Origin of the sequence: Mesorhizobium sp. M1328 (genome assembly GCF_040318075.1) — a bacterium.
GTDB lineage: Bacteria > Pseudomonadota > Alphaproteobacteria > Rhizobiales > Rhizobiaceae > Mesorhizobium.
The window spans coordinates 31,978-56,084 of the sequence record NZ_JAMYLO010000010.1 but is presented as its reverse complement, the minus strand read 5'-3'; the positions used below and the strand labels follow the sequence as shown (position 1 = coordinate 56,084).

The following is a 24,107-nucleotide window of genomic DNA, read 5'->3' as shown; positions in this document are numbered from 1 at the left end:
CCCGCCGCGTCCGCCCCCAATGGGAACAGTCTATGACCAGCAGCAGCTCAATGAGTGGCATTGCCTATCCTGGCGACCTGATTCTGTTGAAGCAGGTCTTTGATCGTGTATGCGCCGAGGAAAGCATTCCAGTAGGAAGCGAGCGGGCGGGGCGCCTGAGCGTGAGCGCTATGGAACTCTTCTCGGAGGGCGAGTTCGAGGAGGCAGTTCTTTATGAACGCCTTCGACTTTATGCCCAATTGTAGCGCGGAAAGTCTCCCGTCATCAGGAAATCCTGACGAGCGTTGTCGCTCGGTATGAAATCCTTATGTCGATACAGGACAGGATCGTTGAACGCGACCGGCGCTTCGGTGAACCTGCCGAAACGGACGAAGCCGTTTTGAAGTGGCTGTTGATCTCACTAGGGAGATCGGGCCGACGTTCTAGTTTCCACTCTAGTCGGAGGTCCGCCGCCTCGAAGGGATGGCGACGGACCCCGACAGTGGCTGCACCGAGACGGATCGACCGCTGCGAGTCCTTGACCGGGGAGGGCTGCATTTGTTCACTAAATGCGTGTGGCGCTGCGACTGTGTGGGCAGCCTGATCCTGCCGCCCTAAGTTCCCCTCATGGCAAACCATTGGTTCTCCCCTCCGGTGTACGTCAGGACTGAAGGTCCCAATGTGACGTACCACGTCAACAACGCAGTGGCAGGAGTTAAGGAACTCCTGAAGTGGACCAACCGTCGCCCTCAGTGAAACTTGGCGGTGCATGTTTGCCTCGCTGTGATTATTCCGGCACTACAAGAGCGGGGACAGCCTTCCGACCCCTTCCGTTCGCTTTCGTACATCGAATTGATCCTTAAGACCACGGTAGTATCATCGAACCCTTACAACCGGGGGGTTGGATGGGCGTTGCAAGGATCAATCCAGTTTTGGAGCAGGCAATTGATGCAGTCCTCAACAGGGCTGACTGGGAGGACACAATATCGATTTCTGTCGCGTTACGCCGGGTTCGGGAGGCGGCACCTCATTTGGTCGCGACAGACCAAGAGATAAGAGACGCCATAGTCGAAGTTGCCGATGCCCTTCGGCTGTCAATAGCGGACAATGACACGTAGAATCCACTGGCATTTCCCGACGGCTCAGAAATCCATCTGACCAAGAAGAGACCCAAGTGTAAGAAGGCTGTGCAGCTCTGCACAGAGGCATTGGCGGGCACCAGAAGAGGCACGTATGGCCTTCGAGGCTGCGAAGGAGGAGGGGATGCTACGGCCCTCAGTTTAGGGCTCGGTGTGCCCGATGTTCGGTCCCGCCTCCACATCGTGTCGCGTGCCCCTCATGGGAACATCGCCAAGGACGGATGAGCATCGCGTGCCGCAGCCTTCCGACTGATCCTTCGCGGCAATTGCCGTCACGACTAAACCGAATGCAAGCGAAATGGCGAGGGCGACACCCATTGGGAGATGATGCATGCCTGCCCGCCTACCGAGCGCTTCGAAGACGGTCGATAAACATTGGAGACAGTCCCATCACGGCCTCAAACAGGCCTAACGAACCGCTATGCGGCGTCATCGATTGAAGCGATTGAGGGAAGATGAAACCCTTTAGCCGCCCTATTGCAGAGCCGGGGGACTAGCTACCCACAGAAGCAGGGCAACGCCGGCCCCGTAGGGAACCAGAACGACCGCCAGCGCTACCCAAAAGCCGGGGTCCGCCAAAACAGCCATTTCACTGCGAAGCTGTTCCATCGCGTGTTTCCAAGGAGGGTGTTTTCTCAGCCTTCAGCCGCTGCTCCCGGAGCCGAGCCGTCTTTGCGTCTCGGGCCGCGCGCTCGACATCGATTAATGACCGTGCAGCATCTGACGTGCGCTGGTCTCTCTCATCTATGTCCAAGTGGCCAAGCGTCGCAGTCCTATCTTTTTGCGTGCCTCTGACCGGAGGGCACGCTGCTGCTTGATCAAATCGTGAATCGCAGACGAGTGTTCACCAGGACCACAAAAAAGTCCCGCCGCACATGCCCCGTGACGGCGGGACCCGATCAAGTGACTTGCCAAGCTGGGGGATGCGGGGGGTGGGCTTGCCCGGTGCACGCAGACCGTCAGGGACTTTAGGCTCATCATCTGCAACGCGTCCACCAACCGTCAGTTGGAAGGAAATTCGGCCACCGACAGATCGGTCATCCCCGGATCGCTGTGGCCAGCAACCGTGCCAGTGACGGCCGTTTTGTATTTTACCCGTCGTACGATTGAAGCGACTGGAGGACTTCCCGACGGAGCTGAGGCTCGTGGCTCCAATGAAACTACTAACAGTCGTGGGCACTATAGAAGCTCGCCGCAAATAGGAACGCCGTCCACTGAGGGATTTTTCCTGCGCTTGTTTGATGTAGCAGCACGTCTATGCCCTCGGTTGCGCCTTCAGACCACGCTACGCTTCAAAGTATCGCTGATCTGCGTTGCTGCCCATGTGCCACCGCGAGCCGTCGGGATACCCCGCGCATTGAGGCCGGCGGCCGTTTTCCGCATGGATGCGCCCGTTGCCTGAATTTGTCTGATAATAGGCAGGACGTTGGATGCGAAGCCGTCGGCAATGGCCGTACGGCGCTCTGCAGCGGCTTTCTGAGCCTTGCGGATCTTGCCGACTGATTCTTACAGACACGATCATCAATCTCGAATTGGACATGATCGATGAGCCTTGGCGCACGGTGACGAAGCTGACGGGGATGGCTCACCCGCACGGGCGGACCTTCCTTGGCATGCGGCTGCCAATTCTCCTGCATCGGCAGAAAGCACGGGCAGTAATAGGCAAACTCCAGTCGTGGCAACCGCGGCGGGTGTTTCTCAGTCACGGCCGCTGCTTTGATGCGAATGAAGACGAGATTGTCCGTAGAATATTCGGAAAGACGGCTTGGTGAGGCAGTGGTTTGGGGGAAGCCAAATGTCCATTTCGGCTCGGCTCCGCCGCTCGCCCCGATCGCTTTAATGACCGCCCCTGGCGCTCCTTGCTCGTTTCGCGGATGCCCACGAGGATCAGCTCGCAGCGTGACTTGTAGGACGTCATCGGCGGCCTTGCGTTCCTTTCATTCGGATGCTGACGATAGCGACCCGGGATGATCTGACCAGTTCCCGAAATCGTTGCGATGGGCGAAGCTAGTCTAGTGATCCAACCGTTGATTGGTGGACGCATTGCAACTGATGCGCCTATGGTCCCTGACGGTCCGCGCGCAACCGGGCAAGCCCACCCCCCGCATCCCCCCTGCCTGGTGCAAGTCGCTTGATCGGGTCCCGCCGTCCTGGCATGTGCGGCGGGACTTTTTACTGCTGTAACACCCGACCGGCGCGGCGGTTCATCTTAACGCAGCAAGTCTCTCACCGATCGGCCCGGCCGCGTCCTCTCCCGGAGGGGGCGGGCTTATTCGACGCTTATTTGACATTGACGCGGTGAGCGAAACCCCTCGTAAAATAGTACATTAGAAATCTGGAACGTAAATAAGGCAGAAAGCATTGTTGGTGCCATGGACAAGAACGATGGCGACAATCTCCCTGAATGGCTTCCGAGCGACCTGCCGGAGGATCCAGTGATCCGAGCGGATATCGCGACAAGGATTTCGAGAGAGACCGACGGCAAAAACTCGGCGACGAGGTGGCAATTGCCGTCACGGTCCTGCAGGCGGGCGCGATCATTGCCGTAGGTCTCGGCGGTCGTCAAGAGATCGCCAATTATGGAGAGGTTGCGAACTGCGCCCCGACCTACGCTTTGTTTCGGAACCGATTCGAACCAGCGATATTGAATCGAATTGTAGTGTCTGGAGTGAGGGGTGCATGCTTACCGAGCTTGGCGTTGGCCGGCTGTCCTTCATTGAATTCCAAATGCCCACGCTGGTCGATAAGCCACCTAAGGGAAGCGGATGGATTCACGAAATCAAGTATGATGGCTACCGCACACAGCTGATCATTCATTTGGGGCGGGTGCAGGCCTTCACACGAAACGGCTACAACTGGACCGACAGATACCTCCCGATCGTCCGCGCTGCGGCTGAACTAAAAGCGAAGCTGGCAATCATCGATGGCGAAGCGACAGTGTTCGGCACCACCGGGCGTCCGGATTTCCAGGCGCTACGGCGGGAACTTGGAAAGGCCGCGTCGACCAAGCTGGTCTTCCACGCCTTCGACCTCCTCCAGCTCAACGGCCAAGACCTGCGTGACGCTCCGCTCCTCGAACGCAAGCGGGCATTGCAAAGTCTGTTGAAAGACGCGCCCCCAGCGCTCGTCTATGTCGATCATCTGGAAGGTGACGGCCCGACTGTGTTTGCGCACGCGTGCGAAATGGGCCTTGAGGGAATTGTCTCGAAACGCGCGGATTCGCCTTACCGCTCCGGCCGGCAGGAGAGCTGGCTCAAGCTCAAATGCATTAAGAGCGACAATTTTCCGATTGTTGCCTTCGTTGAAAAACTGGGCGCCAGGCCCCGCAGGATTGCCTCGCTTTACCTCGGCCGCCGAGATGGCAATCGCGTCTACTATGCCGGCAAGGCGCAGAGCGGCTACAGCCTTAGCGACGCACGCGAAGTCCGCGAGCGCTTGGACCCGCTAATCGTTGACAAATCTCCGCTTGCCGAACCGATAGACAAACCCAAGGCGACTTGGGTACAGCCGACCGTCGAGGCCGAAGTCCAATACAGCGGGATTACCGATGACGGGCTGCTTCGCGAAGCCGTGTTCAAAGGGCTGCGGGATGATCTGAGCTTACCAGCCCACACGCCGTTGGTTCGCAAGACGCGGCCGTCCAGTGAAAGTTTCGGCGTCCCTCGCGAGAACATTCTGCAACTGCTGCCCGACGCCTTGGTGCCGTCGAAAGAGGAGCTGATGAGCTATTGGACGAAGGTGGCGAAAAAGGCGCTTGTCCACCTCGGCCGGCGCCCGCTCAAGCTGGTTCGCCACTCGCACGGGGTCACCTTCTATCATAAGGGCAGATTGCCCGACATTCCGGATACCGTGCACCAACTGCGTGTTCAGAAGCGCGAGGGTGGAGAAGGCGTGAGGCTGTGGGTCGATGATCTTGATGGCCTGCTTGGCTTGGTGGAAATAGGCGCTGTCGAGTTGCATCCCTGGAACGCCACCGTCGATGATATCGAGCATGCCGACCGGGTTGTCATCGATCTGGATCCTGGCGAAGGGGTCGAATGGGAGATGATCGTCGAGACGGCTCTGAAGGTCCGGGACATGCTGCGTTCGGAAGGACTCGATAGCTGGCCGAAGGTGACAGGCGGCAAGGGCCTGCATGTGATGGCGCCTCTGCAGGCCGTGATCACCCACGACGCCGCCCGGCAGTATGCCCGAAAGCTGGCGCAGCACTTGGTCAGCAAGCATCCCGATCGCTATCTTTTGTCGGCTGCGCCGTCGGCTCGTTGTGGGCGCATGTTTCTGGATTACCTCCGCAATGGCCGCGGCAACACAGCTGTCGGCGCTTACTCGCCTCGAGCCCGTTCAAGCTTTCCGATAGCCGCTCCAGTCACATGGACGCAGGTCGAAAAGGGAATTTTGCCAGACGCGTTTACGTTGGAGAGCCCATTTCGGCCGGCGAAGGCCTCCTGGACCACGCGGAAAAACCAATAGCAATCGCGAAGTGTTAGTCCCATGCGCGAAGGCCTTAACCGCCGGCGTCACTGCGGCCGCGGCAAGTGGCCGGCGTCATTGGGGCAGTTGGGTAGATGCCTAGTAGACGCCGGCCCAGCGGGTTGGGGTCCGCCACCGGGAATAATAATGGGTCTGGAAATTCAGTAACTCCGTGATCACGGAATACGAGCCTTTGCGGTCCCGTCCGTTATGTCGGCGGGCTGTACGGGATAGAAATCCGTCGCGAAATGGCTGGCAGTAAGTCCCTGCATCATCACAGCCGCCGCGGTGCGGTCGTCGATTTCGTCGGGAATCGGCACGAGAGCATCGGCCGGTATGGCCGCCCGCTCTGCATAGCTCCCTGCCGCGTAGACCCACGCAACACGGTCCCCAACTCGGACGTTCCCAGCTTCGTCACCAACTGACACGACGCGCCCGGCACCTTCCACGCCTAGAATCTTCGGGTCGAGCCTCTCTGTCCACGCTAGGCCGTGTCGCACGCCGATAAGCATGAAGTTCACGCCCGCTGCAGCGATCTCGACCAGCACCTGGCCGCGACCCGGTACAGGTTCCGGCCGTTCGACAAATTCCATCACCTCTGGCCCGCCCTGCGGGTCATTACGACTGCCTTCATTTCAACATTTCCTGTTGTTGACGGAACAAGCCAGAACTTGGCAAGATCGAAGGCGCCGCCTCACTGCAAGGCACGGCCAGCTAGTGCACGGCCGCCCTCTCAATCAGCCTCGCGACGGGTTCGGGATTTGAAACCATCACCACGTGTGAGGCCCCCTCGACTACGACGGTTTCTCGCGAGTGCGCTCGTGCAGCCATGAATGCGGAAGCCTGCGGAGGGATATTCCTGTCTTTGTCCCCATAGATGAACAACGCGGGTATCTTCTTCCAGGCCGGCGCGGTCTGGGGCTCCTTCAGCGCCGCTTCCGTGATGGGTCGCTGCGTCGCGGCCATCAGCTTCGCCTCGGCAACGGGAACGTCTGCTGCGAATTGATCGCGAAACTTGTCCTGCTGGATATAGAGATCCTTGCCGCCGCCTGAAAGCGGAACCGGCGGAGCGAGGGTGGGACCGAGCGTGCTGCCGGGAAACTTGCCCGCCAGCCCTGCAGCCGTTTCGCCGGCATCCGGTGCAAACGCCGCCACATAGACCAGTGCCTTGACGTTGGTGTTGTCGTTGACGGCTTCGCTGATGACCGAACCGCCATAGGAATGCCCCACCAAGACGACAGGCGACCCAATGCTTGAAAGGATATCGGAAATATACGCGGCGTCATTGGCAACACCCCGCAAGGGATTGGCGGCGGCCACTACGGAAAAGCCGTCCTTCTCGAGGATTTTGACGACGCCGTTCCAACTCGATGCGTCAGCAAACGCGCCATGAACCAGGACGACAGTGGGCTTAACGGGGGCGGGCTTTTCGGCCTGCGCGTAGGTGTTGCCCGATAAGGCCATGGCGATCGTCAATCCTGCCAGCAATCTTTTCATCATCTATTCTTTCGATGGTTTTGGTCGGAGTAGTTATTTCATCGCGATGGACGCAAGGCCAAAAGCGGGGGCGTTTCAGAGTGTCCCTCGGCCGAACCCGAGATGGAACGGACCTGTTGCGGAAAGTCCGTTGAGATGCTCAGCCCGCGCCACCTCTCGAGTTCTTCCAGTTTCGCGAGATCGGCCTGCTCGATGACCTTTACGGCGTCGCTACCGAGCAGTAGGCGCAGCGGCGGGCGGTTCATCGCGGCGATCTCGAGAATCACCTGCGCGGCCCGCGCCGGGTCGCCGGGCTGATGGTTGTTGTATGCCCGTTGCAGCCTGGCGGTTGCGCCGACGACCGAGTCATATTCGGGCCGGCCCTCCCGCAGCGAGGTCGAGGAGCCCGCGAAGTCGGTCCGGAAGCCTCCGGGTTCGATGACGGTGACCTTGACGCCGATCAGCGCCATTTCCAGCGAGAGCGCTTCGGAAAAACCCTCAACGCCCCACTTGGCGGCCGAATAGGGTGCGCGACCTGGCGCGCCCACGCGTCCGCCGACCGACGAGAACTGGATGATGTGGCCAGCGCGCTGTTCGCGCATGACTGGGATGACCGCCTTGGTCACGATGATCGTCCCGAACAGATTCGTTTCGATCTCCCTGCGGAAATCGTCCAGGTGCGTATCCTCTACTGAGTTGACGTTGCCATAGCCGGCATTGTTGACGAGGACGTCGAGGCCACCGAAGCTGTCCAGGGCCACGCGGACGGCTGCCTGTGCCGCAGCCGGGTCCGTAACGTCGAGCGCAACCGTTCGGACGGCATCACCGTAGCGCTCCGTGAGGTCAGCCAAATGCGCGGGCTCTCGTGCGGTCGCGACCACACGATGACCGGCGTCGAGGACCGCTTCCGAGAGGGCACGGCCGATGCCTCGCGAACTTCCCGTGACAAGCCATCTTTGCGACATGGCACTTTCTCCTTCGATAGGGTTACCTACCCTGCAGGGCGTTCACACAAAGACTCCCAGTGAGCCGGTTAGGGCGCGTAGCGCGTGAAGACGTAGTCATTGCCCTGGACCCGCGCCGCATGACAGGCAAAGCAGGTTTGATGCTGGGCCTCGTCAGCCGGCTTGCCATCGACAAATCTGCCGAAGCCCCATCTACCGGTGGTGGCATATTTCTTCGAGTCCTTGACCATTGTCTGAACCGTCGTAGCCGCGCCAGGAACGGAGGCGGATTCGAATTCGGACGATTGGACGTGTTTCCAGGCGAGCTTTGCCAGAACGGTCCCATCAGGGAACGGCAGGTGTTCCCTCGCGGTATGCGTTGATCGCCACGGGGTTGCCGAGGACCGCCCTAAGCTCGTTGAGGGGCTCTGCTTCCTCAGCCGGCGCGACCAGTTCCCATTGCCGATATCCCTCGGGGATGGTGACGCCATAGATCGGAGATGCAGCCTGCGGATTCGCACCCACATTCGAACCGGCCAACACCACGAAGCCGTATGACGCAAGGATCGCACCCAAACATGGCAGGAGATAATGAGGTTTCATCGGAAAGCTCCGCTTCATGGATCGTCAGAACTTGCCGACATCGATGACCGCCTGCGCAAAGGCCTGCGGTGCCTCCTGCGGCAGGTTGTGGCCAATACCACCTGAGATCAGTCGGTGTTCGTACTTGCCGGAGAACTTCTTGGCGTAGGCCGCCGGATCGGGATGCGGGGCGCCATTTGCGTCGCCTTCCATCGTGATCGTCGGCACACCGATCGTCGGCAACGCTGCAAGCTTCTTTTCCAAAGCATCATATTCTGGCTCGCCCGGTGCCAGACCGAGTCGCCAACGATAGTTGTGGATCGAAATGGCGACGTGGTCGGGATTGTCGAATGCGGCAGCGGACCGTTCGAAGGTGGCGTCGTCGAAGGCCCATTTCGGCGAGGCAAGCTCCCAGATCAGGCGGGCGAAATCCTGGGTGTACTTCTCATAACCCGCCCGTCCCCGTTCGGTGGCGAAGTAATATTGATACCACCATTGCAACTCGGCCTTCGGCGGCAGCGGCATCCGGTTCAACTCCTGACTGCCGATGAGATAGCCGCTGACGGAAACCATGGCCTTGCAGCGCTCAGGCCAGAGCGCGGCGATGATGTTGGTCGTTCGCGCGCCCCAATCATAGCCTGCGACCACCGCTTTTTGGATGTTCAGCGCATTCATCAAGGCAACGATGTCGGACGCAAGCGCCGCTTGCTGGCCGTTCCTGGGCGTTGCGTCCGACAGGAACCGGGTCGTGCCGTAGCCGCGCAGATATGGCACGATAACCCGGTACCCAGCGTCTGCAAGCAGTGGCGCGACGTCGACATAGCTGTAGATGTCATAGGGCCATCCGTGCAGAAGGATGACCGGGGGTCCATGCGCAGGACCGTCGTCGGCATATCCGACGTTCAGCGGGCCCGCGTCGATCTGCTTCAGTGGGGAGAACGAGGTCCGCGGCTTAACCGGGCGGGAAGCGGTCGTTTCCGTCCCGCTGCCCTGCGCTCCCGCAATACCGATCGCGCCGAGCTGCGCTGCGGCGACCGTCGCGGCAGCCATGCCGAAGAGATGACGACGATGATGGTCGATTTTTTCCGGGGTTCTGACTGCGTTCATTTGTGCACCGCCTTGTCGTAATGACATTTTGCTGAGAGTGGTCACGCTTGATCGATCAATGTGATCGATGGGCTAGACCAAGGTGATTGCGACTTCGATGTTGCCGCGCGTAGCTTTCGAGTAGGGGCAGGTCTGATGCGCCGCATCCACAACAGCCTGGGCAACATCGCGGTCGAGCCCGGGCACGCTCACATTGAGCCGCGCACCGAGAAAGAAGGCGCCGTCGGCAACGTTCAGATCCACCTCCGCATCGATTGCGAGGCCAGCCGGCAGGATAATGTTCATCTTGCGGGCGGCGATTGCCATCGCTCCCTCGAAGCAGGCTGACCAGCCGGTCGCAAGCAGCTGTTCCGGATTGGTGCCCCCGCCTGGGCCGCCGGGCGTGGAAAGCCTGATGTCCAGTCGACCGTCGGAACTGCGCGACGTGCCATCCCTGCCGCCAGTGGTGCGGATTTTGGCGGTATACAACAGCTTTTCAGACTGGCTCATGATGTCTGTGTTCCTTGCAAAAGGGCACTAGGAAAATCGATGGAAAATTGCGCGTGGCTTCGCTATCCACGAGAGCGCAAGCACACGGTAAGGGCTTGCGTCCGAAGCGAGTCGCGCGGCACGAGCGATAACTACAGTGCAGGCATCATCATTCTCCCTGGGCTGGTCAGCGGAAGTTCTTGCTGCTTCGACACATAGAGAAGGATCGCCTGGAGCACCCGTTATGCACTATGATGCGGTGTTAGCGCTCGCCAGTGACCGCACGTCTTGGAACTAGGGCTGGGCCAGTATCATGCCCTGCCTCAAATCGTCGCTCGACGAAATCGGAGTTTCTGCGACACAGGTCTTGGACCTGGACCCGAGATTTGCCTAAGCCATCAGGAAACACGAAGAATGATGCCATGATATCGCCAGCCGCGCCGACGAGCGACAGGATATCGTTTGGTCACTTTACGCTGGCGGCGGGTGAGCGGCTCCTGCTGCGGCAAGGCGTGCCTGTCGATCTCGGCACGCGCTCTTTCGATATACTGGCAGCCTTGGCTGCGCGCCCCAACCAGATCGTCAGCAAGAAGGATCTGCTGGCCCAGGTCTGGCCCGACGTCACTGTCGAAGAAGGCAGTCTGCGGTTTCACATCGCCAACCTCAGAAAGGCGTTGGGCGACGGCAGAGACGGGGCACGCTACATCGCCACTCTGACGGGGCGAGGCTACTGCTTCGTGGCCCCCGTCTCGCGAGTGGATGGTCAAAACAGCGTGCAAAGCGAGGTCGTCGTCAGCTATCCGCAAGCCAACCTGCCAAGTCGCCTGATCCGGATGGTCGGCCGGACCGATGATACTATCGCACTTTCAACGCGACTGGCCGGCACGCGCTTCGTTACGGTCGTAGGCACGGGTGGGGTCGGCAAGACCACTGTTGCCGTGGCGGTGGGCCATGACCTAATCGAAGCATTCGCGGGTGCCGTACATTTCGTCGATCTCGGGGCGCTGAGTGATTCCAACCTGGTTGCTGCGACCGTAGCCTCGACGTTGGGGCTGCCTCTTCAGTCCGACGACCCGACATCCGGTCTGGTCGCCTATCTGGCGGACAAGCGAATCCTCCTGATCCTTGACACTTGCGAGCACGTCATCGACGCGGCGGCAGATCTGGCCGCCCGCATCTTCGCCACTGCACCGCAGGCCCACCTGCTGGCAACGAGCCGAGAGCCTCTTCAAGTCGAAGGCGAGTACATCTACAAGCTGGAGCCGCTTCTATGCGCGCCGGACGATCAGGACCTCGCCCCATCTGTGGCGCAGAGCTTCCCTGCAACCCAGCTGTTCCTGGAACGCGCCGCAGCGAGCGGAGCGCGCCTTGACCTCCAGGATGCGGACGCCGCCATCGTGGCCTCTATCTGCCGCAAGCTCGACGGCGTGCCGCTCGCGATCGAACTCGCAGCAGGAAGGGTTGCGAGTTACGGCCTGCAGAAAACCGCCGAACTTCTCGACGAGCGGCTGACGCTGTTGTGGCCGGGACAGCGTAGCGCGCCGCCCAGGCAGAAGACCCTCCAGGCCACGTTGGACTGGAGCTACGGACTGCTATCCGAGCTCGAGCGCCATTTGCTTCGTCGGCTCGCCGTTTTCGTTGGTCATTTTTCGATTGATGCCGTCCTGGACGTCGTGACGAGCGCGACCATCGATGACGCTCTCGTGTTTGGCACCATCGACAGCCTCATTGCCAAGTCGATGGTAGCGGCAAGACCCGCCGGAGCGACGATGCGTTACCGGCTCCTCGATACGACGCGGGCTTACGCCCTTCAGCTCGACGTCGACGATGCGGAACTCGAGAGCCTCGCCGAACGTCATGCGGCCCACTACCTGCGCTGGCTGGAGGAGACGCGAGCCGAGTGGCCGACTTTGTCGAGCGCCGTGCAACGGTCGCTTCACCTAGCGGGCTTGGCCAATGTGCGAACGGCTCTGGACTGGTGCTTCGGGCCCGACGGAAACACTGAAGTCGGCGTCCGCCTGGCTGCCGCGGCGGCTCCGGTTTTTCTGTCGATGTCTTTGCTCGCCGAATGCCATCGCTGGACGGCGCAGGCGGTCCTTGCCCTCGACGACACTACGGGCGGCGGCTTGGAGGAGATGCGTCTTCAGGCCGCCCTGGGGGTGTCCCTGATGTTCACGCGTGGCGGAAAGGATGCGGCGCGCGTGGCTTTGAACAGAAGCCTTGCCATTGCCGACAGGCGTGGCGACGCGCTCGATCAGCTTCAGATTCTTGGCCCGCTGCAGATGTTCCACCTGCGTAGGGGAGAGTTCACGTCTGCGCTGCACTATGCCGAGCGCTGTTCCGTCATCGCCGGAACCCTTGAGGACTCTGTCTCAACCACATTGGCGCATTCCCTGATGGGGATTTCGCTTCACCTCAGCGGAGAGCTCGATCGTGCCCAAATGGCGGTTGAAGCGGCGTTGCGATACGGGCCGCGCTCCGACCGGACCACGACGAACTATCTCGGTTTCGACGGCAGGATTTTAGCCAGCGCGATTCTGGCAAGGACACTCTGGCTGCAAGGCCATCCGGATCGGGCTCGGGAGCGCGCGCTCCTGACGATCAAGGATGCGGAAGTCCTGAACCATCCGCTGACGCTCTCCATTGCACTTGTCTGGGCAATTTCCGTGTTCCTCTGGGTTGGCGACCTGGAGAACGCGGAGGAACAGATCGATCGTCTTTCCTCGCGCGCCGAATTTCATTCCCTCGGCCCCTATCTTGCGCTTGGGCGCGGCTTCAAGGGGGAGCTGGCCATTCGTCGAGGCAACGCAAGCAGCGGTGTCGAAAGCCTTCGAAGCTGTCTTGCCGAGCTTCACGCCGCGCCATACGAATTGCTCACCACGCCGCTCAACGTAGCGTTCATTCAGGGCCTCGCCTCAACCGGCCGATCCGCGGAAGCGCTGTCACTGATCGATGAGACGATCCGGCAGGTCGAGGCAAACGGCGATCTTTGCTATATGCCGGAGCTGTTGCGGGTGAAAGGCAGTCATGTTCTCGCGGCTTTGCGAGCTGACTCCGACGAAGAAGTAGAATTGTGTTTTCGGCGATCGTTGGAACTCAGCAATCGTCAGGGCGCGCGTGCATGGGAGTTGCGGACCGCTGTCGACCTTGCTTCCCTGTTGGCCGCTCGCGGACAACGCGAGGGCGCCCGAGCACTTCTCGAGCCAATTTTCGCGCGATTTGGGGAGGGCTTGGAGACAGCAGACCTGCAGTCAGCCGCACTCCTGCTGGCGAGGCTGAGCTAGTCGACTTGAGCCTTCGCTAACCAACCCTGCCAGTCCGCCTCATGACAGCGGACATAAGGGCTGCCCAAGGTCCACCTGTCAGATCGATCTCGAGTCCGGACACGGCCAAGATGAAGTTGAAAGTACGCCGCTCTGACGCAGTTGACCGGCGCTGGCGTCGTACTTGGGATTATCACCAAAGGCACGCTCGATCCCTTTGGCGAATTGGAGCCGATTGAGCGGCTGTGCACACATCGGCCTCGACCTTGAAGCTGTTTCATCTACCCTGGTGACTTCGCCTCGAGTTGATTTGCTGGCCTCGCTTGACCTTGGATTTGCTGTGCCCGATTGAATGCGGGAAATCGTAGCTCGGGATGGAGGGGCTGACGCGGTCATCTGTCAGGCGCCTTCGCACTGCAGCGGTAAGCGCTACTTGGTCTCAAATGCCCCATCCCCCGCCGAGGGGGCCCAGCGGCTTGGCTGCGGGGGGAACTGTCAGCTAGAGGCCGCTGGGCCTTGACGACCAGCGAGCGTAAGAGGAGGTCCTGTGCTGGCTGCCAAAAACTTGCGCTCAAGGCCACGGAAAAGCATCATTCGAACGAACACTTGCGTCGAGACGAGGAGGGCAGTGAGGCGGTCGCCGGCGCTTTGAAGGTCTCCGGCAAGCCAAGGCGGCGGCTGTGCGTCGACAGAGAACGCCGAGATCATTCCCGGCGGTCGAGGCATGTTGCCCCGCGGCTCCTCCAGAATCCCGCAGCGGATTTCAGCAACGGTCAGCGAGGCGATGAACAAATCCTGGTCGCGCTGGCTCGACATCCATTCGAGACCGCATCGGGCAAGTCTTTTCACGTCCGGATACGCCCTGCTGCTTCGACAGCTCCTTTTGTCTTGCGGATTTAGGAATTCGAGCTTTTCGGTTGTTTCCGATCATCCATTTGGGGAAACGACGGATGCCGGCAAGCAAGGTTTTATGGGGCCAGATCCTCACCGCCTTTCTGATCATCGTCGCGACAACTTGGGGGGCGACGCAGTGGACGGCAGGGCGGCTCGGCTTTCAAAGCCAACTCGGTCCACCGTGGTTCGAACTGGCTGGACAGCCCGTTTATCCGCCGCCAGCCTTTTTCTGGTGGTGGTTTTTCTACGACGCCTACGCGCCGAAGGTCTTCTTGGAGGGCGCGGCGATTGCGGCGAGCGGCAGCCTCATGGCGATCGCCGCAGCGATCGGGATGTCGCTGTGGCGGGCGCGCGAGGCAAAGGACACCACGACCTACGGCTCGGCGCGCTGGGCGACGCGAGACGAAATCAAGGCCGCTGGGATGATCGGTCAGGATGGGGTGGTGCTGGGTATGTTGGACCGACACTATCTGCGTCATGACGGTCCGGAACACGTGCTATGTTTCGCACCGACCCGAAGCGGCAAAGGCGTCGGCCTGGTCGTGCCATCACTACTGACCTGGCCGGGTTCGGCAATCGTCCACGACATCAAAGGCGAAAACTGGGAACTGACGGCCGGATGGCGGGCCCGGTTCGGCCAAGTGCTTCTGTTCGACCCGACCAATGCTGAATCCGCAGCCTACAATCCTCTGCTGGAGGTGCGACGGGGCGAGTGGGAAGTTCGAGATGTGCAGAACGTGGCGGATGTTCTGGTCGACCCAGAAGGCACATTGGAACGCCGCAACCACTGGGAGAAGACCAGCCTGCGCTGCTGGTCGGCGCCATACTGCACGTGCTCTATGCGGAGAAAGACAAGACCCTCGCCGGCGTGGCGAATTTCCTTTCCGATCCACAGCGGCCAATCGAGACAACGCTGCGCGCCATGATGCTGACGCGGCATTTGGGTGATGCAGGCCCGCATCCCGTGGTGGCGTCGGCTGCACGGGAACTGCTCAACAAGTCCGAGAACGAGCGTTCCGGCGTGCTCTCGACGGCCATGAGTTTTCTGGGCCTCTACCGCGATCCAGTTGTGGCCAAGGTGACGTCATGCTGTGACTGGCGGATCGCAGACCTTGTCGAGGAGGCACGGCCGACGACGCTTTATCTGGTCGTGCCGCCATCGGACATCAGTCGCACAAAGCCGCTGATCCGACTTGTACTTAACCAGATCGGCCGCAGGCTCACCGAAGATCTTCACGCGAAGGATCACCGGCGGAGTCTTTTGATGATGCTGGACGAGTTTCCCGCGCTTGGCAGGCTCGATTTCTTCGAAAGCGCGCTGGCCTTCATGGCCGGCTACGGCATCAAGTCGTTCCTGATCGCACAATCGCTCAATCAGATCGAAAAGGCCTACGGACCGAACAATTCTGTCCTCGACAATTGTCATGTGCGGGTGAGCTTCGCCACCAATGACGAGAGGACAGCCAAGCGCATCTCAGACTCTCTGGGGACCGCGACCGAGTTGCGCGCCATGAAAAACTATGCGGGGCACAGATTGTCGCCCTGGCTCGGGCATCTAATGGTGTCGCGGCAGGAAACGGCGCGTGCACTGATGACGCCGGGCGAGATCATGCAGCTGCCGCCGACCGATGCGATCATCATGATCTCGGGCCAGTTCCCAATCCGTGCGAAGAAGGCACGCTACTTTGCCGACCCGCGTCTTGCCGAGCGTGTCTTGCCGCCACCAAGGACCGGAGGGACAACGCAAAACGCTCGCTCTGACGACTGGACCGACACGACACTTTTTGCTGAGCCGGAAGGGAAATCTCGCGAGCTGGGGCCTGCCAGGGATCAGCAGGACGAGGATCCGGCCAATGGCGGCATTCGCCGCCAGCCCGAGCTTCCCGAACACGAAGACATCGCGCCGGAGCGAACGGAACGGCGCGACGATGAGTTCGACCTCGACCGTGACGAGCCCGACGATGACGCTCTGCGTCGTCGCAGTGTCGATCAGGCTATGAGGCGCGCTGCACGCCAGGCCGCCCTTGACCCCAATGATGGCATTGAGCTTTGAGCGCATGAAGAACGCCAAGAAAAGACGTCTGTCTGCCTATCTCGACCCTGACGTAATGAGGGCGCTGGCAGATTACGCTGGGCGGCGCGAGGTCTCGCTGTCACTGGTCGCCGAGGCTGCGCTCGCGTCGTTCCTGTCGCCGGACGCCGAAGAACGAAAGCAAGCCGCGATAACTCGCCGCCTCGACCAGATCGATCGACGCGTGCAGCGGGTCGAGCGAGACGTCGGAATTGCTATTGAGACGCTAGCATTGTTCGTCCGTTTTTGGCTCAACTCGACTCCAGCCTTGCCGGAATCCGCGCAAGCGGAGGCGCGCGCCAAGGGCTTGCAGCGCTACGACAATTTCGTCGATGCGCTCGGTCGCCGGCTCAGTAAAGGCCCAAGGCTGAGGCAGGAGATAGCCGACGATGTCCCGCCAGCGCCGCCAGCGACTGGATGAGCTGCCGGCAAGACAGGCGCTTCAACAGGTGCCCGATTGGGGAGCCATTTTGCGCAGCTGATACCCATCAGATCACCTTTCATCGGAGTGGCGGGCCTCGGCATTCGTCTCCATAGTCGATCTCAGGCAGGCGGTGTGCGTTGCCGGATTTGAGTTCAGATGACCGCGCATGCTTGGTGAAATTTCGAGCCTCGCGCGCGCCGAAACGGTTCTTGCCCGGGCCGTAACCAAAGATTGCAGATGAAAATCGGTTTGAACTGCCCGGTGACAAAGAAGGCTTATTGACAGCATCGCTGTCGAAACCGGACATCGAGCCACAACCGATGCCCAGGGCTTCTTCTCAGGCGCAATAACTTTGAAACAAATCCTGCCGGCAGGCGTTCCAGCATGGCGGGCGGCGTTGCCGGAGGACCCAATGCCCGACGAATACAATGACATCGTCATCCCCCAAAACCACGATGCATCGCCACTTCGGGAGGAGGAGTATTTCGTCGTCTGCCCGGCGTGCGGCCAGGCGTTCGACATCAGGTGTATGGCAGAGGCGCTTCATCACAACGAGCTGGGCCACGAGCCCTACGACCTCGACTCGTAGGCGGCGGTTACCGACGACCGTCGACGAAGGTCGATCCTGGTCGAGACGAACACCGAGGCTAGTTCTCGCTCTTCTGGCTGGCATTACGGTCTGATCGGCTTACAACGAATCCCCGTCGCGAGGGCGGAGCTTCGCCGGAACGCAATGTCGTGACAGATACCTTGCGGGCTTTCAGCGACGACTTGATTGCCGTTGTGGTTGTTATCGATGTGACGCGGCCCGACCGGGTTGTTAAGCCAGGGCGAGGACGCTTATTCCACCGCAACCATGTCGCCCAGTTCCGTCACGACGCTTCGAAGCAGACCTATTGCCGGCATCGGGGCCGGGACGAACATGTGATCTCCATAATGGGTACGAGCCGGAGCCCATCGCGGTTGAACTCGCCGACCGGCGACCAGGCGGTCATTCTAAAGAAAGGTTACCGTTGAGCGGGATGCCCGCGTTGCCTTCACACGAAATGTGCTGGGCGTCTCCTTTCACAGCGCACACAAGCGACGCGTCCCGGACGGGCGCGCCGCCTGTTGCCGAGAGCGACGATCGCGAATGCGCGAACGCTGGGTGTCAGGTCGCGATAGGGCCAGATCTGACTTGCTTCACTAGTAATCCGAAGACGCCAGCGACGCACTAGGTGAACTCGTGCCCTAGCAGTCGAGCCCATTTATCCCTTCGTCCGCCCATATTCCGGCTGGACAGCGCCGCACCCTTAGGCTGTTCAAAGGCGCTTGCATTTCCCCTAGGCGCACACCGGCCATTGTATCGCCGGAGCGGCAACCCGCTGAAGTCCGGCGGTGCTTTCTCAGCCGAGTGATCGCCGACTTGTCGACCGTGATCACCCCGCCGCAGTCAATCCGCACAGTGAGTTTGTTCCCCGCGCGATCGATGCGGGTAACGTCCCCAACAAGAACCACTCGGTCGCCGGCCCGGACTTTGGGCGGTGGATCAATCGTGTAAGGATGGTCATACGAAGGAATGCTCACCCTGGCGCGCCCGCTGGGGAGAATCGTGATGACGATACCTGTCAGCGCAACCTCATCGCCGACCTCAAATTCGCGAGGCATGTTAACGTGCAGCATGGTCTTCCTCCCGATGCTTTCCTAATTCACGCTTTGCTAAATTAATGCCCGGCCAACCGGGTTGGTTGCTTGCAATCGACTTCGTACGGTTCCGCACAATTCCAAGCTGGTATGCACACCAAGTTGGCCTTGGATTGGCCTTGTGTGCGTCAAATTCTGCAGAAATGGTTTGAGATGCAGCGATGACCTTGGCGCGCCCGCCCAGCCACGTGTTAGCGGAGCGGCGGACTCTTCTCGGTCCAGCGATGGCCATAAACGCCGACCCTGGAGCGGAAATGGATCTTTCGCCTTCAGGTACGTCGTTCCGGTAAATTCGAGGAACGCCGACGCCGAAGCAGGTACCGTCTGCTGTTACCAAACTGACGGCTCCCTCGGAGCGGAAGTTGACCACCGGCCCACCGTTAGGTCCGGCCGGTGGGATTCCAAACGTCATAGAAGCCGGTCGATGCCTTTACCTGCCACGCGGCTATTGGAGCCAGATCATCGATGCTGGTGTCGTGCGCCTACGCGCAGGTCAGTTCTGTTTCATGCGTCGGGAACTTCACGGTCAGCGACGTCATCATCCAGCAATGTTCAGCCAGGCCATATGTTGTTCGCAATCGTTGCACATGGAAGGCTCCGATCGGGGTGACATTTCAATTGCCGGGGGCAACCGGGAAAGACGTTGGAGCGGCGAGCCGGAAAGGCTAGAACGATGGCACAAGCCTTGCCCTTCTTCGCGCCAGGCTTCGAGCTTTTTGGCGAGCGACCCTGAGCTCGGGCAGCGTTGGTTGCCACCAGCCTCGCTGCCGTTCCGTTAACCCGGCAGTACGCCGAGCGGGCCATGTTCTAATCAATTCAGCTAACGTCGCCGAACGCCATCTGCCCCAGACATGGTCGACGTTCGCCTCGATCAAATGCGGATAGAACGCTGCTAGCTCCGAGGCGTCGACGAGTTCACCCGAAATCTCGGTGAAGACCACGATGCCGTATTGCTCCGTTGCCACGGCACGGCCAAGCTGGGGTAAATCGTCAGGGGCAGTGGATAGCGACGTCGCCTGCGTTCGGCATACCGCAATCTGGCGGCTTTATATTCCTCGGAGTCTTTGGACGCTTCCCGTCGCCGTTTCCTCTCCTCCGGTTCCGCGCGGCGTGCGGCCCTTTCGATGCTTGGCCAATGGCGCCTCAATTCCTCGTAGGAACGGAAAGGCACCCTCCAGGCCCGCAGTTCGTCGTCCCAGCTCGCCCATGGAACGGCTCGCAGTTCCTCGAGAACCGTCCGCGAATATGGCGTGCGGATGCGCAGGTCATCCGCGACTTCCAGATACCGGCTCGACAGGGGATCGAAGGCGAAGGCGTCCCGTCCCTTGCTGTCATCATGTGCTACTCGTAGATCCGCCTCTTGCGCAAGCCAGCGCTGGATGCGCCGCGCGGCGGTCTTTCCCGGTACGAACCAGCTTCTGCGCTCGTCGCTCCACCTGGCGCGCGGGAATGCCTGTCGAAACCGCTCTACCGCCGCTCTATCGTACGGAAAGTGCGCTTCGGCACCAGGAGCGGGCTGCGGTGCAGCAGGGGCGTGGGAGTTTTCCATCAGATTGCGAAGCACAGCACTGCTCGCAAACAACGCGGTGCAGCTCATTTGGGTCCAAGAACACCAGAACGTATAGTCAGAGCCGCAAGGGGAGCCGATGAGGCGATCGGTGAAACTGCTCAACGAGCTAGCGCGGCGAAACCTTCGCCGCGCCGAACCGTTTATTCTGCTCCAGGAGAGGTCCATTCATGCCCAGACGAGATGCAAAAAACCCAACGGCCAGACGGCCAACGAGCCCTCGTTCGCATCCCATGAAAGGCGAGGAGACGGAAGTGAACCACATCGTCGAAACGCAAGGTATATCGCCAGCCCAGGCGCGGGAGCTTGTGCGGCGCCACGGAAACGATTGGCGTAAGATCGATGAAGCCGCCAAGTCTTATAAGGACGACAGCTAAGCACTTCCAAGGCGGGGGAAGGGAGCTTTGTCACGGCAATCCGCGGGTGCAATCGAGCGGATCGGCTTGAGGTGACGAATGACCACCATCGCAACCTTCAACGCAAACGGCGTGGCAGCGATCTGGTCCGGGTTCATGTTGCTCGTCTTGAGCAGATGCGCGGCCGTTTCTACCCGTAGGTCCTGAAAATAGGGCAGATGGCTCCGCCGGAGCTCACCTCATACGCAGGCCAAGCGCAAGTTCGGCCCGGTGGCACAACTTCGCGCTTCCACCAGTGAAGGATCGCCGTCGCGCACTTGCCAACGGGTCTCGGCGCCGACGCGCCATAAATGGAGTTCGAGGCGATTTTTGCCCAGGCGCAAGTCGTTCAAGGTGAGTTCCTCTATCCAGTCGGGCAGCCTGGGATCGATGTACAGCTTGCCATTTGGAGCGTCGGGCTGGAAGCCGATGATCGCCTGCAGAAGCGAAAAGCAGGATCCGGCCGCCCATGCCTGCGGAACGTTCGCCCCCTTATACTGCACGGGGAAAGTCGTGGGCGTTCGCGGCAATCCGGCGAACAGCTCTGGCATTCGATGTTGCATGAAGTAGATTGCGGCGCTGCTCACGTCGCGAGAGAGGCGACAGGCTTCCGCGAAAAAGCCATAGCGCCGGAAGCCGAGCGCGATCAACCCGTTGTCATGCGGCCATACAGAGCCGCGTTGATAGGAATGTGGATTGTAGGCCGGGTGATCGGCCGAAAGTGTCCGGACCCCCCAACCACTCCACATATCCGGCCTCGTCAGCCTATGCACCACCCTGACGGCTCGTTCGGGTGGGACTATTCCCGACCAAAGACAGTGACCAGGGTTGGAAGCGACGCTCAGCACCGGCTTCTTGTCGCCATCCAACGCGAATGCGTAGAAGCCGGACGCCTCGTCCCAGAAGACCTGGTTGAATCTATCGAACAAGCTCTTGGCTTTGAGGCGAAGCTGCCCGGCACGATCGCCATCGCCTCTGGCATCGAAGATTTCAGCCATGCGCTGCCAAGCATCATAGACATAGCCCTGCAATTCGCAAAGCGCCTTGGGTCCCTTCACCAGGGTGCCATCAGGATAAACCACGGCGTCACCGGCGTCTTTCCAGCTCTGGTTCTCGTACCCGGCAGCCGAGCGGGTTTCGTATTCCTGGAAACCGTCGCCGTCACGATCCCCATACCGGTCAATCCAATCCAGGCACTTCTCGGCCGTTGCGATATGTCGCTCGAGCAGGCTGGCGTCACCGGTGCAACGCCAGGTGTTGTGGAGCACGATAAGATACAGAGGCGTGGCATCGGCCGTGCCGTAATAGGGCGTATGGGGGATCAAATTGAAATGAGCGAGTTCGCCGGTGCGCAGCTCATGCATTATCTTTCCCGGTTCCGCATCGCGGTAGTCATCGCGTTCGGTGGCCTGAAATCGCCCTAAGACGTCCAACGCGCCGCGCGAAAAATCTGGATAGACCAGGGCATTCTGAAGCGAGACTATCAGGCTGTCGCGACCGAAAAGGCTTATGAACCAGGGCAGTCCGGCGGCCGGCACGTATTCTAGTTCGTCCGTGCCTTCGATCGGCAGCCGCAGCGCGGCCATGTCTTCGACCGCCTGATGGTAGAAGCGGTGAAATTCGTCATTGGAACAGTTGAACTTCAAGGCGCTGCCTTGCCATCCGCCGAGGCGTTTTGCAGCCTTCGACTCGAGGCATTTGTCAATGCAGGCTCGCGGCGCCCGATAGATTGTCTCGCCATTGCCAAAGTCGTAGAGAAGGCAAGCATGCCATGTCGCGCCCGGTTCGAGCTTGATGTCGAAGCTGATCCGGCCATTGGCATAGACGGGCTTTGTGGCCGTCCGGCGGACCTTCACGATGACGTCTCGCTTGAAGTCCCGATTGGCGTAGGAGGTACGAAGGCTCGCCGCTCTGGACAACCATTCCGTGGTAATACGTCCGCGTCGGATGATTGCGTCGGCCTTGACTTCGAAAAGATCGGCAAAGTCGCTGCGCATGGCAACTTCCAGATTGAAGCGCACTGGCTTTTGCCCGTGGTTTACGAGTTCAAAATCCTCATGCAGCCCACCATCCAAGGCGCGGCCGATTACCAGCCCCAGGTTGCCTGCTGGCACATGGTTCGTTTCGGTCGCGAACGCCTGATTGACCAGATAGATCTTGGCGGCGAAGTAGGCGATGTTTCCGGAACTGAGGAGGTCCCATGGTTGCCCATTGGCAAAGATCTGCCAGCTGGATATCAGGCGTGTGTCAGACGCATACAACCCGTTATACGTGGGCCAGGCGATCTGGCCATCCGGTTCGGTGACGAGGAAGCTGCGTCCCTGGTTGATCGCCAGACGCGGTGGTCCGACTGTGATCTCTAGCGTCATCGGTTCAACCGTCACCCGATCGATCAGCATCCACGGGAACAGATTGAACAGCCAGCGTCGGCCGCCGCCGCGATCTTCGGCCACGAGACCTGACGTCTGCCTTGAACGCCTGGCCCCAGATCGTCACGAAATCACGTCCCAGGTAGGCGACCCACCACCCGGTCATCGACGAGTTCGAACAATCGGACCGCTTCGAGCACATCCTCCAGCCGACCCACAACCACGCGCTGCGAGCCTCACCCATTCATCACCAGCGTGTGGGCGAAGCTGTGAGCCCACGGCCATTGCGCACATCTGCCCTTCGCCACCGGAATCGAGCCGGCGAACTGCCATCCTCCAACGCGCGAGCCGGAGAAAGATGGATGCGCTCTGGCGACGCGCGGCGACACTGCAATCTGGTCGCTCGACGGCACGCGTCCATCCGGAGTTGTCCTCGACCGTCTTTCATCAAAATAGTCGCCAGCATCAGGTGCTTGCGGGCGCCAACCTTCGAAGTGTCTTCAGATCAAACTGGTGTATTCTCGGCGAGTGTCAACGAGGAGCCTTGGTGACGAGACTGAGACCGATCCGAGCATTTGGGACACTGCAGACCGTGCCCAGGCCAAAATGGCTTGGCTGGCATGGCGCTGCCACACTGGCGATCTGGATTATTGGCGCTGTTCATCCAGCTCGCCGAGCACCGCGATACTCAGGCTCTGCACGCCAAGATGGACGAATTTGCTTCGCGCAGTCGGCGATGCTGACAATGAGACGGCGAAGATCGACAAGAAAGAACCAAAAGAAATTGAGGCTCAACGAGAGCAAAAACAGCAATGAGATTGAACAAGCCACGGGCTGCCACCATAGTCCCGGCCGGATGCCGCCATGCCCAGAACTCTGATTGTCATTGGTTTGATCATAGTTGCCATAGGCCTATTGTGGGCCTGGTTGTCGCGGGTCGGTCTGGGCAGATTGCCCAGTGATATCGTGATCCAACGTGAGAGCTTCACGTTTTATGCTCCGAACCGGGATTCTGATCAGCATCATTCTGTCGTTTAGTACTGTGACTACTCAGCCGATAGCGAGGACGGCGAACCCGCGTCGCCGGAGGATAAGAACGACGCGGGCCGATCGGAGATATCCGATCTGGCAGCAAAAATATTAGGGAAAGAGTTTGCTGCCGGGACAGAACTTTCCCTGCGCGCCGGTGTTCCATCGCGTGAATAAAAAAAGCCCGCCGCACAGTTTGATGCGGCGGGGCCGATCACGCGCTGTTGCACCGGGCGGGGGCTCGGGG

16 protein-coding genes and 4 pseudogenes are annotated in these 24,107 nt (G+C 60.2%); 8 read left to right on the top strand and 12 right to left on the bottom strand.

Annotated features, from left to right (window positions below; genetic code table 11):
- The first annotated feature begins 32 nt into the window (after positions 1–32).
- Complete coding sequence (locus NKH23_RS18630) at positions 33–245, top strand: hypothetical protein (RefSeq protein WP_352716669.1); 213 nt, start codon at positions 33–35, stop codon at positions 243–245.
- A 2,148-nt stretch (positions 246–2,393) separates the two neighbouring features.
- On the opposite strand, the gene NKH23_RS18625 is transcribed toward NKH23_RS18630, so the two are convergent.
- Positions 2,394–2,522 carry a recombinase family protein gene (locus NKH23_RS18625; protein WP_352912462.1) on the bottom strand — a complete coding sequence of 43 codons (129 nt, stop codon included), beginning with the start codon at positions 2,520–2,522 and terminating at the stop codon, positions 2,394–2,396.
- A gap of 1,275 nt (positions 2,523–3,797) precedes the next feature.
- On the opposite strand from NKH23_RS18625, the gene ligD reads away from it, so the two are divergent.
- The gene (gene ligD / locus NKH23_RS18620) at positions 3,798–5,588 is read left to right on the top strand and encodes a DNA ligase D (RefSeq protein ID WP_352912382.1); all 1,791 of its coding nucleotides are present in this window, start codon (positions 3,798–3,800) and stop codon (positions 5,586–5,588) included.
- A gap of 209 nt (positions 5,589–5,797) precedes the next feature.
- Here the strand turns inward: ligD and NKH23_RS18615 are convergent.
- The 6 genes and pseudogenes from NKH23_RS18615 to NKH23_RS18590 form a co-directional block, all read right to left on the bottom strand.
- Positions 5,798–6,222, bottom strand: a pseudogene (locus tag NKH23_RS18615) (alcohol dehydrogenase catalytic domain-containing protein); the annotation flags it as partial.
- 80 nt (positions 6,223–6,302) lie between these two features.
- Entirely contained in the window at positions 6,303–7,085 is a 783-nt protein-coding gene (locus NKH23_RS18610; protein ID WP_502908419.1) for an alpha/beta fold hydrolase, read from the bottom strand.
- A gap of 38 nt (positions 7,086–7,123) precedes the next feature.
- A complete protein-coding gene (locus NKH23_RS18605) occupies positions 7,124–8,029 on the bottom strand; it encodes an oxidoreductase (RefSeq protein WP_352912380.1) in 906 nt (301 codons plus the stop codon).
- A 68-nt stretch (positions 8,030–8,097) separates the two neighbouring features.
- Positions 8,098–8,611 (bottom strand): annotated as a pseudogene (locus NKH23_RS18600) (cytochrome P460 family protein).
- A 24-nt stretch (positions 8,612–8,635) separates the two neighbouring features.
- A complete protein-coding gene (locus tag NKH23_RS18595) occupies positions 8,636–9,697 on the bottom strand; it encodes an alpha/beta fold hydrolase (RefSeq protein WP_352979336.1) in 1,062 nt (353 codons plus the stop codon).
- A gap of 72 nt (positions 9,698–9,769) precedes the next feature.
- Positions 9,770–10,186: an organic hydroperoxide resistance protein gene (locus NKH23_RS18590; RefSeq protein WP_352912377.1), complete on the bottom strand. Its 417-nt coding sequence runs from the start codon at positions 10,184–10,186 to the stop codon at positions 9,770–9,772.
- Positions 10,187–10,587: 401 nt separating this feature from the next.
- Between NKH23_RS18590 and NKH23_RS18585 the strand changes: the two genes are divergently transcribed.
- Positions 10,588–13,449 carry an ATP-binding protein gene (locus NKH23_RS18585; protein ID WP_352912375.1) on the top strand — a complete coding sequence of 954 codons (2,862 nt, stop codon included), beginning with the start codon at positions 10,588–10,590 and terminating at the stop codon, positions 13,447–13,449.
- A 474-nt stretch (positions 13,450–13,923) separates the two neighbouring features.
- Here NKH23_RS18585 and NKH23_RS18580 read toward each other — a convergent pair whose 3' ends face one another.
- The gene (locus NKH23_RS18580; protein ID WP_352912460.1) at positions 13,924–14,244 is read right to left on the bottom strand and encodes a hypothetical protein; all 321 of its coding nucleotides are present in this window, start codon (positions 14,242–14,244) and stop codon (positions 13,924–13,926) included.
- Between the two features lie 134 nt (positions 14,245–14,378).
- Here NKH23_RS18580 and NKH23_RS18575 point away from each other — a divergent pair.
- Together NKH23_RS18575 and NKH23_RS18570 are read left to right on the top strand one after the other, a co-directional pair.
- Positions 14,379–16,375 (top strand): annotated as a pseudogene (locus NKH23_RS18575) (conjugal transfer protein TraG).
- Positions 16,359–16,814: a CopG family transcriptional regulator gene (locus tag NKH23_RS18570; RefSeq protein WP_352661268.1), complete on the top strand. Its 456-nt coding sequence runs from the start codon at positions 16,359–16,361 to the stop codon at positions 16,812–16,814. The pseudogene NKH23_RS18575 and the gene NKH23_RS18570 overlap by 17 nt, the downstream one beginning before the upstream one ends.
- Positions 16,815–16,893: 79 nt before the next feature.
- Here the strand turns inward: NKH23_RS18570 and NKH23_RS18565 are convergent, their stop codons facing one another.
- Entirely contained in the window at positions 16,894–17,124 is a 231-nt protein-coding gene (locus NKH23_RS18565; protein ID WP_352912372.1) for a hypothetical protein, read from the bottom strand.
- Positions 17,125–17,229: 105 nt separating this feature from the next.
- Here NKH23_RS18565 and NKH23_RS18560 point away from each other — a divergent pair, with 105 nt between their 5' ends.
- Entirely contained in the window at positions 17,230–17,406 is a 177-nt protein-coding gene (locus NKH23_RS18560; RefSeq protein ID WP_352912370.1) for a hypothetical protein, read from the top strand.
- Positions 17,407–18,047: 641 nt separating this feature from the next.
- Here the strand turns inward: NKH23_RS18560 and NKH23_RS18555 are convergent.
- Together NKH23_RS18555 and NKH23_RS18550 are read right to left on the bottom strand one after the other, a co-directional pair.
- A complete protein-coding gene (locus NKH23_RS18555) occupies positions 18,048–18,479 on the bottom strand; it encodes a hypothetical protein (RefSeq protein ID WP_353035142.1) in 432 nt (143 codons plus the stop codon).
- A 686-nt stretch (positions 18,480–19,165) separates the two neighbouring features.
- Positions 19,166–20,049: pseudogene (locus tag NKH23_RS18550) on the bottom strand (hypothetical protein).
- Between the two features lie 272 nt (positions 20,050–20,321).
- On the opposite strand from NKH23_RS18550, the gene NKH23_RS18545 reads away from it, so the two are divergent.
- Positions 20,322–20,444 carry a hypothetical protein gene (locus NKH23_RS18545; protein ID WP_352912366.1) on the top strand — a complete coding sequence of 41 codons (123 nt, stop codon included), beginning with the start codon at positions 20,322–20,324 and terminating at the stop codon, positions 20,442–20,444.
- A gap of 218 nt (positions 20,445–20,662) precedes the next feature.
- Here NKH23_RS18545 and NKH23_RS18540 read toward each other — a convergent pair whose 3' ends face one another.
- Positions 20,663–22,915 (bottom strand): amylo-alpha-1,6-glucosidase, encoded by a 2,253-nt coding sequence (locus tag NKH23_RS18540; protein WP_352912364.1) that lies wholly within the window; start codon positions 22,913–22,915, stop codon positions 20,663–20,665.
- A 780-nt stretch (positions 22,916–23,695) separates the two neighbouring features.
- On the opposite strand from NKH23_RS18540, the gene NKH23_RS18535 reads away from it, so the two are divergent.
- Positions 23,696–23,869: a DUF2905 domain-containing protein gene (locus tag NKH23_RS18535; RefSeq protein WP_352912362.1), complete on the top strand. Its 174-nt coding sequence runs from the start codon at positions 23,696–23,698 to the stop codon at positions 23,867–23,869.
- The last annotated feature ends 238 nt before the right edge of the window (positions 23,870–24,107 follow it).

Bases quoted from the DNA above. Each gene is read 5' to 3' on its own strand.
- NKH23_RS18610 (WP_502908419.1), bottom strand. From the start codon at position 7,085: ATGAAAAGATTGCTGGCAGGATTGACGATCGCCATGGCCTTATCGGGC.
- NKH23_RS18630 (WP_352716669.1), top strand. From the start codon at position 33: ATGACCAGCAGCAGCTCAATGAGTGGCATTGCCTATCCTGGCGACCTG.
- NKH23_RS18560 (WP_352912370.1), top strand. From the start codon at position 17,230: ATGCCCGACGAATACAATGACATCGTCATCCCCCAAAACCACGATGCA.
- NKH23_RS18535 (WP_352912362.1), top strand. From the start codon at position 23,696: ATGCCCAGAACTCTGATTGTCATTGGTTTGATCATAGTTGCCATAGGC.
- NKH23_RS18570 (WP_352661268.1), top strand. From the start codon at position 16,359: ATGGCATTGAGCTTTGAGCGCATGAAGAACGCCAAGAAAAGACGTCTG.
- NKH23_RS18555 (WP_353035142.1), bottom strand. From the start codon at position 18,479: ATGCTGCACGTTAACATGCCTCGCGAATTTGAGGTCGGCGATGAGGTT.
- NKH23_RS18605 (WP_352912380.1), bottom strand. From the start codon at position 8,029: ATGTCGCAAAGATGGCTTGTCACGGGAAGTTCGCGAGGCATCGGCCGT.
- NKH23_RS18585 (WP_352912375.1), top strand. From the start codon at position 10,588: ATGATATCGCCAGCCGCGCCGACGAGCGACAGGATATCGTTTGGTCAC.
- NKH23_RS18595 (WP_352979336.1), bottom strand. From the start codon at position 9,697: ATGAACGCAGTCAGAACCCCGGAAAAAATCGACCATCATCGTCGTCAT.
- NKH23_RS18565 (WP_352912372.1), bottom strand. From the start codon at position 17,124: ATGTCCGGTTTCGACAGCGATGCTGTCAATAAGCCTTCTTTGTCACCG.
- NKH23_RS18580 (WP_352912460.1), bottom strand. From the start codon at position 14,244: ATGTCGAGCCAGCGCGACCAGGATTTGTTCATCGCCTCGCTGACCGTT.
- ligD (WP_352912382.1), top strand. From the start codon at position 3,798: ATGCTTACCGAGCTTGGCGTTGGCCGGCTGTCCTTCATTGAATTCCAA.
- NKH23_RS18590 (WP_352912377.1), bottom strand. From the start codon at position 10,186: ATGAGCCAGTCTGAAAAGCTGTTGTATACCGCCAAAATCCGCACCACT.